Source organism: Pseudomonas sp. CCC4.1 (assembly GCF_035019225.1).
In the GTDB taxonomy this organism is placed as follows: domain Bacteria; phylum Pseudomonadota; class Gammaproteobacteria; order Pseudomonadales; family Pseudomonadaceae; genus Aquipseudomonas; species Aquipseudomonas bubulae.
This window is the reverse complement of the sequence record NZ_JASJWL010000093.1, coordinates 1-12,711: the sequence shown is the minus strand read 5'-3', so window position 1 is coordinate 12,711 and position 12,711 is coordinate 1. Positions and strand designations below refer to the sequence as shown.

Here is a 12,711-nt window from a genome sequence, read left to right as displayed (position 1 = left end):
CACATACACCATGACCTGGTCATTGGCTTATTGAACAGAGCAAGACAGTGGGAGCGAGCCTGCTCGAAGATCGTTCGCGAGCAGGCTCGCTCCCACAGTTTAAGTCGCGGCTTTACTGGCTGGCCACACCACCAAAGCGGGTACTCATCGCAGTGATGAAGTCTTCAAGGCTCATTTTCTGGCCATTGAGATCCACCTGGCCATCAGCGTAATTGAGCGAAGCCAGGATGTTGTTGCCCTCCACTTTGGCCAGCCCGGTTTGCACCGCCATCACGCCTGCCATCTCGCTGTTCATGCTGGCCATCTTGGCAATGGCTTGCGGATCGGTCTGGCCAACCAACTGTGCCTGCACCGCTGACAAATCAGCAATCATCGGCTTGGACAGCAACAGCTTGGCATCCAGCGCGGTCAGCATCTGCTTGGTAACGTCAACTGGCGGCTGCTCAAATGAGGTCGGCTTGGCCAGCCCCATGACAACGTTGAGCTGGCTTTCACCATTGGCGGTCTTGATCGTGAATTTCTCCAACGCCAGTTGCGGTTTGGCAGCCAGAATTTTTTCAACCTGAAGCTGCATCTGCACTTGCTCCGCCGGGGTCAGCGGGGTTTGCGGCAGGGTACCGTCGGCCTGAGGCTGGAACTTGTTCTGATAAATCTGCAGCAGCGCCTGCATGGCCGGGATATCCAGGCTGCTGGCAGTCAGTACCATTTGCGCACTGCCCACCGGCTTGCCATCCAGGGTGATATCACCGACGTTATAGGCCAGACGCCCGGACATCAGGTTGCCATTGGCGGAAGCAGAATCCGTGTACTCGAAGTTCTTGAGTTTGATCACCGATTGCTTGACGCCATAAGTCAGCTGACCTTCGCTCAGCGCCATCACGTTCTGCCCAAGATAGAAGCCAAAGTCGGTCTTCTTCAGGTCACTGGCCAGGGTCAGGCCGTTGAGCTCGACCGTTACCGGCGGGTTCTCAATCGTGATCGCATTGAGCTTGAGGTGGTCCATATAGCCTTTGGCCTTGAGGTTCTGGCCATCAGCATCGGTCTGGGCTTGCATGGTCATGCCCGAGAAGCTGAAGGTGGAGTGCTCGTCCAGCTGGGTCTCCAGTGCCATCAGCTCCATATGACCGTCAACCGAGCGGTCGTAACCCAGGGTGACCTGACCTTTGAGCGGAGCCTGATCCTTGGTTGCGGCAAACCACTTTTCGGTAAATGGGGTTTTTTCCAGCGAGTAATTGCTGACCGCCATCACTGGCATCCACTTGAACGTCTTGATACGCGACCACGGCAATGGACCATGCTCGATATTATCGACAAACAGCAATTCCACCGGCTTCGCATCCGGGCCCGCCTTGTCGTCCTGGATCTTCAGGCGATAGTGCGCGGTGCTGCTGTAGAGGTTGCGCTCAATGGAAACCAGCTCAATAGTGCCGTGAGTGGTGGTGCCTTGCAGCTGCTTGGCCAGCTCCTGGTTGGTCTGCTCGATCGAGGTCTGCAACACACCCTCGATTTTGCTGCCGGTATACCACGCGCCAGCGGTATTCAGCGCCCCGGCGACAACAACGATCCCTACCAGCACACCTAATGGTTTATTCATCAATTGACCCGTTCAATGTCCGTTATGTTGAAAGTAAAGCGGTCTTTGCCAAGCCCTTCATGGGCCGAAAAGTGCTAGCAGATTAACACTGGCAGCAGAGCAGACGCTCCTCCAACGTGATACCTGGCTTTATGCAGGTTGGGCGTAACGCTGGTCAATTTCGTCGAGCTGGTGGTCGAAACTCTTGAGACTGGCACTCCAGGTGTACACCAGCACTTCCAGATCATGGTCGATGCATGTTTCTCCTACGGAATTAAAAGAAACGTCCGAGTAATCCAGCTGATAACGCTCACGCGCCATCGCTGCCGCGACATTCGAGAGCTCACGCGCAGTGTCGAGCCATTGGCGCTCTTCGGATGGCAGGGCCTTGTCGAGTTTCAGGCATTGGGTCTTGAGGGCTTCGAGGCTTTTTTCCAGCGGGGTGCCGGTAAGTTCGCCCATAAACTCCTGGAAGGTCCGGCCCGGTTGCCAGTAACTGCCCCAGAAATAGCGGTCAAATACCGTCTCTACCCGCCGCAGGGCAACCTTGGTGTCCCAGATCAGGACGCGGGTCTGGCCCTGGTTGATCTGGCGTTTTTTGATCTGCCGGGTTTGCACCGAGGCGCAGGCCACCACCACTATGGCCAGAACGGCAATCAACGCACTCGCGCTATCGAGAAAGATCATTGCCTTGTCGATCTGGTGCGCCAGCATGATGCCGTAGAAGTAGGTCGCCGAAAGCAGCACCACGGCTGCCACTGCACACCAGAAGCCGGGAGCATAAGGGTTTTTCATTATTAGTATCCCCATCAGGCATGGTCTGCACGATGAGGAGGGCTACAGACCGCAAACGCCCTGAACCATCGTTCTGATACCGATAATTCAGAGCATAGCAACGCTGTCAGGGTTTGGCGTTTGTCGCCGCTTGCGTTCGTCCACTTTCCCAGCCCCCACCCAAGGCCAGGAACAGATCGATCTGACTCATGGCAACCTGGGTGTTGGCCGCCGACAATTGCGCGCGCATGTCAGTGTAGGTGCGGGTTGCCTGCAGATCGGCCAGGAATGACTCGCGCCCCGCCTGGAAGAACTGATGGGTCTGGTCGGCCGCCGTTTTGGCCGACAACTCGGCCTCTGCCAGGGCATCACGGCGCTGCAGCAACGCCGTGTATTGCACCAGGCTGGTCTGGGTTTCACGGATGGCATTGAGCACCACACCGTCAAACTTGGCCAAAGCGCCTTGAGTCACCGCCTCGGCCTCACGAATTCGGGCTCGCGAGCCATTGGTCGGAATCGTCCAGCTCAGCATCGGGCCGAAGCCCCAGCGGTTAGTAGGGGCCGTGCCCAGGTTGTCGATAATCCCCACTGTGCCAATGCTGGCACCGATGCTGATGTCCGGGTACAGCGAACCTGTGGCCACACCGATTTCGGCGGTGGCGGCGGCCAGATGGCGTTCGGCCTGACGCACGTCCGGGCGGCGTTTAAGCAGTGCTGCACCGTCCCCCACGGGCAGCAATTGCGCGATATGCGGCAGCTCGGCGCAGGTAGCCACACCGGCGGGCAGTTGATCCAGCGGCCTGGCCAGCAACATCGACAAACGGAACAGGCCGGACTGGCGCAATGCTTCGTAACGGGGCAATTCTGCGCGCAACGATTTGAACTGGGTTTCAGAACGGGTGACCTGGGTTTCATCACCGCGACCCGCATCACGCAGGCGCTGGGTCAGGCTGGTACTTTGCGCTTGCAGCTTGAGGGACTCTTCTGCGATGTGGTGTTCCTCATTGGCTGCGCACACTTGGGTGTACGCCCGCACCACATCCGCCACCAGAGTGATGCGCGCGGTGTCGGCGGCAGCCTGAGTCGCGTCGGCGTTGGCCTGTGCCGCTTCGATCCCGCGCTGCAAAGTGCCCCACAAGTCGAACTGGTATGAAGTGCTGATACCCAGATCACCGACATTGGCTACCGGCACCTTGTCCGCCAGCAGGAACGCTTCACCGGACTCCTGCAGGCGCTGGGCGCCCGCTTTCACAGAACCACTCCAGCCACCGGCCGACTGTGCCTGCTCAACCTGGGCCCGCGCCCGCGACAGGTTCGCCGCAGCGACCCGCAGATCAGTGTTGGAGGCCAGCGCCTGGCGCACCAGTTCATTGAGCCTGGGGTCCTCATAGAGCTTCCACCAGTCAACTGGAACCGGGGCGGACACCACGTTGGCGCCCTCGCCAGCCAGTTGGCCCTGCAAGTCCGGGCGCTGCATGGCCGCGTCTTTGGGCAATTGGTAGTCAGGGCCAAGCAGTTGGCAACCGGACAGCAGCAGCCCCAGTCCTACGGCTGCCAGACGAACGGCTTTCATTGCGCGCGCTCCGGGGCAGGCTGGGCTTTGGCCGAATCTTCGATGATGGACACGGTCGCGGTGCGGCCGGCGATCATGCGAAAGTCTTCAGGCACGTCGTCAAACACGATGCGTACCGGAATCCGTTGCGCCAATCGCACCCAGCTGAACGCAGGGTTGACGTTGGGCAGCAGGTTCTGGCCACTGGTGCGGTCACGGTCTTCGATGCCCGCCACAATGCTTTCAACATGCCCGCGCAAACGTGCGTTATCACCAATGACACGGATATCGACGCTTTGGCCGACATGGATGCCATCGAGTTTGGTTTCTTCAAAATAGCCGTCGATATGGAACGAGCTGCTGTCGACGATCGACAAGACCGGCCGCCCCGCCGTGACGAACTCATTGACCCGTGGAGCCCGGTCGTTGACGTAACCATCGACGGGGCTGCGCACCACCGTACGATCCAGATTGAGCTGGGCGCTGTCCACGGCCACTTGGGCCTCAATCAGTGCGGCCTGGGCGCGCATTTCACGGGACTGGCTTTCTTCAAGCTGTTCGCGGGCGACCAGGTTGCCCAGGCCTTTGTTACGGCGGCTCTCACGTTGGGCCTGGGCCAGGGTCTCCTTGCGATCGGCCACGGTGGCTTCGGCCTGACGCAGCGCCAGCTTGAAGCGCTCCTGGTCGATGACAAACAACACCTGATCACGGCTGACGGGCTGGTTGTCACGCACATCCACCTGCTTGATCAGGCCCGACACGTCGGGGGCGATTTGCACGATGTCGGCGCGAATGTGGGCGTCACGGGTCCAGGGAGCAAACATGTAGTACATGGTCATGCGCCAGACCACGACGCAGGCAAACGTCACCACCAATAAGGTGAGAACGACACGGCCCAGGGTCAGTAAAGGTTTTTTCATGTCATCAGATATCGACTGAACGAATCCACAACGCCGAGTAACAGAGCGTAGAGACCGACGTTGAACAAAGCCCGGTGCCAGACCAGGCGGTAAAAGTGCACACGGGTGAGTAACCCGTGAACCACCAGAAACAACAAGTAGGTGATGCCCATCAGTACCAGGAGCGTGGGCAGGAAAACCCCGCTGATATCTACGTCACCGATCATAGCGGCGCTCCCTCAATGTGGGCCTGGGGATGTGGCCGGTCGTCGTTGTCGACAATAAATTCGACACCGGGCAGCAACGCCAGACGCAGGCCGCTGAGGGCGTGCAACAGATGCACTCGTGCCTCGCCTTCGGCTTGCAGGTCATTGGCGTTGAGGGCGCGACGCGTGCGGTCCATGGTCATTTGCAGGCCCATTGGCATTGGCAGGCGCTCACCCGCCTTGAGGCAGGCACAAAAGTAGTCACCCACATCACTGACCACCTGGCGCAGCAACAGTTGCGGCCCGCCCGTAACCCTGGGTGCGTAGGCCAGCAGATCGAGCAGGTTGAGGGCCACCCGCAGGTCACGCAAGGCGCTGCCGGTGTCCTGCCCGGTCAGGGCCAGACGCGGCAAGTGCTGCATCAGGCGGTCGAGCATTTGCGCGCCCATTTGCCGGTGTTCGGCCAGGGTGGCGGGCTGGGTCAGGCTGACAATGTCACGCCAGCTGAAGCGGGTCAGGCGTTTGGCCGCCAGTTCGGCACCGAACGGGCGCGCGATCAGGGTCCAGACGAAGGCAAACAGCAGGCCGACGGGGCCGGCCAGGTTGGCGTTCATAAACACCATGAAGTCCGCGTCGTAGGCACCCTGGATACTGATAAACGAGGCGGTGTTGACGATAGTCAGCAAGGTGCCCAGGTAAAAGCGCGGTTGCACGGTCAGGGTGCCGACGCAGATAAACGGCACGGCAAACGCCAGCACCAGCATCGGGAAGTCATGCAGGTTGGGCAGGATCACAAACAGGTAGAGGCTGGCAAACAGCACCGACAGCGAGGTCCAGAAAAAGAACCGGTAGATCTGTGGCGCCGGATCGTCCATCGCGGCAAAAAAGCTGCAGGCCACGGCGGCCAGAATCACCGCACTGGCGCCGTCAGTCCAGCCGAGCAGAATCCACAACACCGAGGCGACGACAATCGCGGTGACGGTAGAGAACGCTGAATAAAGCATCAGCCCGCGATCCAGGAACGGCGTCAGGCGACCCAGGCGCCAATGCCGATAGACCGCACGCCAGACATCCTGGTTACCGGTCGAGATGGCCTCTTGCAGGCTGCGGCAGTCTTGCCACAGGTCGATCCACTCACCCAGCCGGTACAGCACGTTGGAGAGCACCAGTTGGCGCCGATCATCCAGAGCGGCGGCGCTGGGCTGCAACGCTTCAAGTTCATGGCGCAATGCTTGCCACTGCTGGATCGAGGCGCCCTCACGGGTGCGCTCAAGCCATGCCTGGGCGTGGTCGAGCAATGGCGTGACCTTGTCGAGCAGCTCAGGAGCGCGACGCTCCAGCGCATAGAGTGCATCGTCCAGGGCATCGACCACCGGCAGCAGGTGGATCATGCGTCCACGCAGCTCTTTGGTGTTGCGCACGGTCTGCGGGTGCGCGCCCTCATGAGGCAACTGGCCAATCATCATTTCAAGGCTGTTGAACGTCGCCACCATTGATGAACGCAGGCCACTGGCTTTGCTGGGTTCGACATCGCGGGCCAGAAAGTGCTTGCTGTAATTGCTCGCATCGGCAAACCACTTGGCCGCCGCGTCGATAAATACCGGCGTCAGGCGCCGAGGCCAGAACATGCTGCCTACGACCGCCGCGCAGACGATACCGAGCATGATTTCTTCAGTACGCGAAACGGCGATGTCGAACACATTCAGCGGGTTATCCACAATCGGCAGGGCGATCATGGGCATGGTGTAGCCGGCGAGCATGAACACGTAGCTGTTGGCGGTGCGCAGGTGCAGCGACAGGAACAACAAAATGCCCGTCCAGAGGGCAATCACCAGCACCAGCAAGAACGGTGTCTGGACAAACAGCGGCACAAAAAATACCGCTGCAGCAGCGCCTATCAGCGTGCCCAGGGCTCGGTACACGGCCTTGGAGCTGGTGGGCCCGACAAAGGGGCTGGAGACGATATAGACCGTAGCCATGGCCCAGTAAGGGCGAGGCATTTCCATCAGCAAGGCGATATACAGCGCGATCATCGACGCGGCGAAGGTACGTACCCCGTAGAACCAGTCGCGGGCAGGCGGCATGCTGCTGAAAAAACCGTTCAAGAGGCAGCCCCGTCAGGCAGTTGTCCGGCAGCTTCGAAGGCTTTGATCACACGCAACGCAGCTTCCTGGTCAGCCACTGGAATATCGGCCAGAGCGGCCCTTCTCAGTTGTACAAGCTGAGCTTCAATCGATTGCACCAGAGCACGCCCGGTGTCGGTCAGGCTCAGGGTTTTGGCGCGGCGGTCGCTGGCATCTTCACAGCGGCGCACATAGCCAGCCTTGCACAGTTGATCGAGCAAGCGCACCAGCGACGGGCTTTCCATCCCGGCAGCGTGGGCCACGGTGACTTGCCGCACACCCTCACCCAGGCGGCCGATGATCAGCAGCGGCATGGCGCAGGCTTCGGAAATACCATAGTTGACCAGCGTGGCCTGGCAGACGCGACGCCAATGGCGAGTCGCAACCACCATGCCGGTGCTGATGCTCATTTGCAGTGGATCGAGAGTGTCAGGCAAGAGGCGTCACATAATGTTAGTTTGCTAACTATTAATATTGCGCGGCCAGATGAGCACAGTCAAGTGTTGCTATTTATTTCTTAGGGCCCGTGACAGGTTTTTGCCGCAGCATCAGATTCAATTGGTCGACAACTTCAGCCCAGTCAGCGTCTTCAAGATGCTCCTCACGCAAAAAAGCCGCTTGGGCGGGCGTCCAGAAAAAAGCATCTTCAAGCTTGAGGTCAGGCTTGAGTGGCGAGTGGGTGGTGACAAACTTTTCGATATCTTCCGGGCTGGACGGCAGGCCCAGCTGCTTGAACAAGGATGGCAGGCTATGGGTTGGCTTTTGCATCGAGTTGACTCCATTCAGGTTCAGAGCCGCATTTGGCGGCAACGCAGGTCAAATATAGACGAGCCTGAGTGTCATCGACGGCCAGGTCCTGTGCTTTGCGCCAATCCATGGGAATTGCACTGAAGTCGTCGGGCTGCAGTTTGCTGCTGATCAGCCAGATACGACCCGGGCCTGGGGGCATATCGCTCAGGCGATCGACATAGATACTCGTGCCGTGGCCATTGACCAGCGTGCCAAAGCCATAGTCATTCGGGCGCCCTGAAGTGCCATCTTCCAGTGGCGGCGTATAGAGCATCGGTTGAAATCCGGTCTTGTTGTAATAGACAAAGCTGAAGTACCAGAACAAGTCACTGACGACGATCCGGTCACCGGGTTTGAACTGCTGGTTAACGTGCTCCACCAGACGATCAAAATGATCGGCATCGCTGCTGAAGTTGCTGCGCAAGCCCGTCACTTCGGCGCCAATGAACAGTGTCAGCAGCGCTATGGCCAGCGCCCGCTTGCGCTTGAACAGTTGATCGACTGCAATCGCCACAAGCAGCGGCAAACCCAACGCTGCAAACATCACATAGCGTTCGATAAACAGAGGCGAGATAAAGGATACGGCGTAAATGGCCAGGATCGGCAGCAGGGTGTAGATCACGATCAACGTGATGAATTTATGCGGGCTTGAATCGCGTACAGCCATTCCTGCGACGCCGCCAAGCAGTGCCAGCGGTGCCAGCCAGAACAACGGCCAGGGCAGGTAGTCGCCTTCATCCTGTATCAACAGCTGCCACGTCATGGCGGGCAAGGAGCGGGCATCGACTGCAGGCTCCCACCCCACATCACCGCCACTCTTGAGTTCATCCATATGTTGCAGCAAATCCACCAACCCCGGCAGCCAGGGCAGGAACAACAGCACAATGGCAACGTTAACCAGCCACCAGGCCGGGCGCCTGATCAGCCAGCCGCTGCTGCGGCCACTTAGCAACAGGTACAGCCAATGGGCCATTACACAAAACGCTGTGAAGTAATGGGTGTAAAAAGCAGCCGCCATCAGCACGGTGTAGAGCACCGGGTAGCGATACTTATGCGGGGCCTTGACCCAGTACACCAGCGCGATTGTGGCAGCTATCAGCCACAACCCCATCAGTGAATACATCCTCACTTCCTGGCTGTAGCGCACGGCGGTAGGCAATAACGCCAGCAGCAGGCCCGCCAGCAATGCAGCCCGCGGGGTGGCCACCAGCCGTACCAGCCAGATACCGAAAAATACCGTGGCAATGCCGGGCAGGACACTCAGGGAACGAATCGAGACCAGGCTGTCACCAAACAGCGCTATCCAGCCGTGCAACAGCATGAAATACAACGGAGGGTGAACATCGTGCGCAGCATGAAACCAGATCCCCGACAGCGGGTAGTCGCTCAGCATCAGGCTGGAGCCTTCGTCGCACCAGATCGCCGAGGCGGTGAAACCGTAAAAGCGTACTCCTGCGGCCAGCAGCAAAATACACCACAGCCACGGCTGACGAATCAGGCTGGAAAAAACGTTAGAGGGCTGTAACAGGAGTTCAAACCGTTGCTCACCCACATCGTTGTTGCTGAGTACGCCCATCCCTCACCTGCTGTGCATTGGTGCTGCAAATCGGGCAGCTCTAACTTCGGCGATTGTAGGGCACAGCCCATAACAAAAGGGAGGGCACCCGCCAAGAAAGATAGTGGCCCCATGCAATCTCTTATCCCGCAGTCACGCTAAACTATGCGTAACAAGGTTTGACAGCAATCAGGTCAGTACCTAACTTGAATTGGATCCAAACATGTATGCCGGTTCGTCGGCACAGGTAGTCGCAACGTGGCCGTCAAAAACAATCCCTTAAACAGCATAGTTGTGTCGGGTCCCATACCCGCTCACCTGGCGCGCTCGGAGATCGAAGAAACCTTGCGCAACGCCATTCTTGATGGCCGTTTGCCTTGCGGTACAGCCATTCGCCAGGAAGCACTGGCGAAGTTGTTTGGCGTCAGCCGTATGCCTGTACGCGAAGCACTGCGTCAGCTAGAAGCTCAAGGTTTGCTGCAGGTCGTGCAATACAAGGGTGCCGTGGTCGCTCCTTTGATTGAAGACAACTCGCTCGAGACCTATGAACTGCGACAGTTGCTCGAAGCCCAGGCACTGCGCCTGTCAGTACCACTGTTGAGCAAAGAGGATTTCGAAGAAGCCGAGGGCTATATCGAAGCGCTCGAGATCGAAAAAGACTTCGGAAAAATCGGCACACTCAATCGGCAATTTCATCAGGCGCTTTACTGCAAGGCTCCTAATAAAAAACTGCTGGCACTCATTGAGGCCGGGCTAATTGAAGAAGAGCGTTTTCTACGCTTCAACCTTGAGCAGATGAACCTTGGCAAGTTGTGCCAGGACGATCACCGTGCGTTGTTGCGTTATGCCCGGGCCAGAGATGTCGAGGCTTGTATTGCAGAGCTGGAGTTGCACCTGCAGCGCGGGGTGAAGGCTATTACCTACTACTTGAGCATGGTCAAAACAAAACAGCCCTGACATATGAATCGCCAGGGCTGTGGATAACTTATTGCTGACCTGCGGGTTTCAGATTTTGAAACTGTCGACCAGTTGCTTGAGACGGCTGGCCTGCTGCGATAGCGCATCGCAGTCCTTGAGGGTTTCGTTAAGGTTCACCACACCTTGCTGGTTAAGCAAGTTGATCTGGTTGATATCCACATTGAGGGTTTCGACCACTGCCGTTTGCTCTTCAGTGGCGGCGGCAACCGACTGGTTCATACCGTCGATCTCATCGATGCGCTGAGTCACGCTGATCAAACGGGCACCCGCCTGATTGGCGACCTCGACACTCTCCTCGCTGGAGACCTGACTCGCATTCATGGTGCTGACCGCTTCGCGGGAGCCTACCTGCAGCGAGGTGATCATTTTATGTATCTCCTCTGCCGACTCCTGAGTGCGGTGGGCGAGGTTGCGCACCTCATCCGCCACCACGGCAAAGCCGCGACCCGCTTCGCCTGCACGCGCAGCCTCAATGGCTGCGTTGAGGGCCAGCAGGTTGGTCTGCTGAGAGATACCTTTGATCACATCCAGAATGTGCCCGATGTTGTCGGTGCTGGCATTCAGGGTTTCTATTTGCGCACACGACAAACTGATCTTCTGCGACAGCTCGGTCATGGCCTGGATGGTCTGTTCAACCACTTTGCGACCGTCATCTGCCTGCTCGCTGGCACCGCTTGCATGTTGCGAAGCATCGGCGGCGTTGCGGGCGATTTCCTGGGTGGCGGCACCCAGTTCATTGATCGCCGCGGCGACACTGTTGGTGCGCGCACTTTGCTCGTCCGAGCCGACAATGGAAGCGTTGGACGAGGCCATAACGCGGTGTGACAGGTCATGAACCTGACGAGTAGCAGAAGACACTTCGCTGATCGAGGCGTGGATACGCTCGACAAACTGGTTGAACGAGCTGGCCAGTTCACCGAATTCGTCCTTGTTCTCAATGACCAGACGGCGCGTCAAGTCACCCTCGCCCTGGGCGATATCCTGCATCGCACGGCCCATGGTGGTCAGTGGACGCATCAGTACACGGATCAACAAACTCAACAACAACGCAATCGCGGCCACTGCAATAAACATTGCAATCAACGCAGACGTACGGAATTTAGACAGCGGCGCGTATGCTTTTTCTTTGTCTATTGACTGACCGATATACCAATCCGCGGACGGCAGGCCTGTCACCGGGGTAAAGGAAATAATCCGCTCATGACCATTGAGCGTCACTTCCTGAATGCCCTTCTCGATGCGCAGAGTACTGACCGGGTAAATGTCCTTCAGGTTCTTCATCACCTGATCTTTATCCGGGCTAACGATAACCTGGCCATCACTGCTCACCAGAAACGCGTAGCCCAGGCCACCGGAATCAACCGAATTGATGATTTTGACCAGGCTGTCCAGGCTCAGGTCACCTCCCACCACACCCAACAACTCACCGCCTTTTTTAACGGGCATGGCGATGGTCACAATCAGGCCTCCGACAGCTGCCATATAAGGAGGTGTCAACATGGTCTGACCGGCGCCTACAGCTTGCTTGTACCAGGGGCGCTCGCGGGGGTCATAACCTGCAGGCATGGTCGCGTCAGGGCGTTGAGTAAACACGCCATTGGCTTGCCCGACGTAGGTGAACTGAAAGTTGGAGGTGAATGCCGGCTGATCAACCAGGCCAGGGAGATCAGCCTGGCTGCCTTGCTGCGCAATATTCTGTGCCAGGCTCTCCAGCACCAGAATGCGGCCACCAAGCCAGTTCTGAACGCTGCTGGCTGTCAGGTTGCCAGCCTGTTGCACCGAGGACTCGATGTTCTGCTTGATAGTGTCGCGCTGCAGATAGTCGTTGTACAACGTGAATAACGCAAACGCCAGAACCACGACGCCTGAAGCGGCCAGAAGGATTTTATGACTGAACTTGAGATTCATAGCATGGGACTTCTTATGCCAAAAGTTGGGATGCGTACGGTGTGTGCAACCTGTTGGCAGCTCTGCTCGCACGCAATGCTCAACAGGCTGTCGGCACGGACGGCAGAATACTTAGCCACGTTTGATGGCAATGTGCTTAATCCGACGAAAGCGCAGCTGTACGATTTGAGGTTTGGCTTTTGGAAGGGGGTTCAGACGAACAGAAAGGGCGCTGGGGATTTACGTCGCGCAAAAACAAAACCCCTGTCTGCGTTAGCAGACAGGGGTTTCGGAATTCAATCTTGACGATGACCTACTCTCACATGGGGAAACCCCACACTACCATCGGCGATGCATCGTTTCACTACTGAGTTC

11 protein-coding genes and 1 pseudogene are annotated in these 12,711 nt (G+C 57.9%); 1 reads left to right on the top strand and 11 read right to left on the bottom strand.

All coding sequences use genetic code 11. The features are described 5' to 3' along the window. Window positions 1–112 precede the first annotated feature (112 nt). The 9 genes from QN377_RS22175 to QN377_RS22135 form a co-directional block, all read right to left on the bottom strand. Window positions 113–1,594 (bottom strand): YdgA family protein, encoded by a 1,482-nt coding sequence (locus QN377_RS22175; RefSeq protein ID WP_095000662.1) that lies wholly within the window; start codon window positions 1,592–1,594, stop codon window positions 113–115. Window positions 1,595–1,723: 129 nt separating this feature from the next. Continuing rightward, window positions 1,724–2,368: an NADH:ubiquinone oxidoreductase subunit N gene (locus tag QN377_RS22170; protein WP_095000661.1), complete on the bottom strand. Its 645-nt coding sequence runs from the start codon at window positions 2,366–2,368 to the stop codon at window positions 1,724–1,726. Window positions 2,369–2,474: 106 nt separating this feature from the next. Further along, window positions 2,475–3,920, bottom strand: a complete 1,446-nt coding sequence (locus QN377_RS22165; protein ID WP_095000660.1) for an efflux transporter outer membrane subunit — start codon at window positions 3,918–3,920, stop codon at window positions 2,475–2,477. Then, complete coding sequence (locus tag QN377_RS22160) at window positions 3,917–4,819, bottom strand: HlyD family secretion protein (protein WP_095000659.1); 903 nt, start codon at window positions 4,817–4,819, stop codon at window positions 3,917–3,919. The genes QN377_RS22165 and QN377_RS22160 overlap by 4 nt, the downstream gene beginning before the upstream one ends. After that, window positions 4,816–5,025: a DUF1656 domain-containing protein gene (locus tag QN377_RS22155; protein ID WP_016782973.1), complete on the bottom strand. Its 210-nt coding sequence runs from the start codon at window positions 5,023–5,025 to the stop codon at window positions 4,816–4,818. Before QN377_RS22155 ends, QN377_RS22160 begins: the two co-directional genes overlap by 4 nt. Beyond that, window positions 5,022–7,109, bottom strand: a complete 2,088-nt coding sequence (locus QN377_RS22150; protein WP_095000658.1) for an FUSC family protein — start codon at window positions 7,107–7,109, stop codon at window positions 5,022–5,024. The genes QN377_RS22155 and QN377_RS22150 overlap by 4 nt, the downstream gene beginning before the upstream one ends. Then, complete coding sequence (locus tag QN377_RS22145) at window positions 7,106–7,537, bottom strand: MarR family winged helix-turn-helix transcriptional regulator (RefSeq protein WP_016782970.1); 432 nt, start codon at window positions 7,535–7,537, stop codon at window positions 7,106–7,108. Before QN377_RS22145 ends, QN377_RS22150 begins: the two co-directional genes overlap by 4 nt. A gap of 100 nt (window positions 7,538–7,637) precedes the next feature. After that, window positions 7,638–7,895 carry a DUF2789 domain-containing protein gene (locus QN377_RS22140; protein ID WP_095000657.1) on the bottom strand — a complete coding sequence of 86 codons (258 nt, stop codon included), beginning with the start codon at window positions 7,893–7,895 and terminating at the stop codon, window positions 7,638–7,640. Further along, window positions 7,876–9,492, bottom strand: coding sequence for a glycosyltransferase family 39 protein (locus tag QN377_RS22135; RefSeq protein WP_095000656.1), 1,617 nt, complete (start codon window positions 9,490–9,492; stop codon window positions 7,876–7,878). The genes QN377_RS22140 and QN377_RS22135 overlap by 20 nt, the downstream gene beginning before the upstream one ends. 237 nt (window positions 9,493–9,729) lie before the next feature. Here QN377_RS22135 and QN377_RS22130 point away from each other — a divergent pair, with 237 nt between their 5' ends. Next, window positions 9,730–10,428, top strand: coding sequence for a GntR family transcriptional regulator (locus tag QN377_RS22130; RefSeq protein ID WP_095017815.1), 699 nt, complete (start codon window positions 9,730–9,732; stop codon window positions 10,426–10,428). Window positions 10,429–10,476: 48 nt separating this feature from the next. Here the strand turns inward: QN377_RS22130 and QN377_RS22935 are convergent, their stop codons facing one another. Together QN377_RS22935 and QN377_RS22930 are read right to left on the bottom strand one after the other, a co-directional pair. Beyond that, entirely contained in the window at window positions 10,477–11,262 is a 786-nt protein-coding gene (locus tag QN377_RS22935; protein ID WP_370688617.1) for a methyl-accepting chemotaxis protein, read from the bottom strand. A gap of 69 nt (window positions 11,263–11,331) precedes the next feature. Further along, a pseudogene (locus QN377_RS22930) lies at window positions 11,332–12,357 on the bottom strand (cache domain-containing protein); the annotation flags it as partial. Between the last annotated feature and the right edge of the window lie 354 nt (window positions 12,358–12,711).

Excerpts from the sequence above, each read along its gene's own strand:
- QN377_RS22170 (WP_095000661.1), bottom strand. The coding sequence starts at position 2,368 with ATGAAAAACCCTTATGCTCCCGGCTTCTGGTGTGCAGTGGCAGCCGTG.
- QN377_RS22175 (WP_095000662.1), bottom strand. The coding sequence starts at position 1,594 with ATGAATAAACCATTAGGTGTGCTGGTAGGGATCGTTGTTGTCGCCGGG.
- QN377_RS22145 (WP_016782970.1), bottom strand. The coding sequence starts at position 7,537 with ATGAGCATCAGCACCGGCATGGTGGTTGCGACTCGCCATTGGCGTCGC.
- QN377_RS22935 (WP_370688617.1), bottom strand. The coding sequence starts at position 11,262 with ATGGCCTCGTCCAACGCTTCCATTGTCGGCTCGGACGAGCAAAGTGCG.
- QN377_RS22135 (WP_095000656.1), bottom strand. The coding sequence starts at position 9,492 with ATGGGCGTACTCAGCAACAACGATGTGGGTGAGCAACGGTTTGAACTC.
- QN377_RS22160 (WP_095000659.1), bottom strand. The coding sequence starts at position 4,819 with ATGAAAAAACCTTTACTGACCCTGGGCCGTGTCGTTCTCACCTTATTG.
- QN377_RS22165 (WP_095000660.1), bottom strand. The coding sequence starts at position 3,920 with ATGAAAGCCGTTCGTCTGGCAGCCGTAGGACTGGGGCTGCTGCTGTCC.
- QN377_RS22140 (WP_095000657.1), bottom strand. The coding sequence starts at position 7,895 with ATGCAAAAGCCAACCCATAGCCTGCCATCCTTGTTCAAGCAGCTGGGC.
- QN377_RS22155 (WP_016782973.1), bottom strand. The coding sequence starts at position 5,025 with ATGATCGGTGACGTAGATATCAGCGGGGTTTTCCTGCCCACGCTCCTG.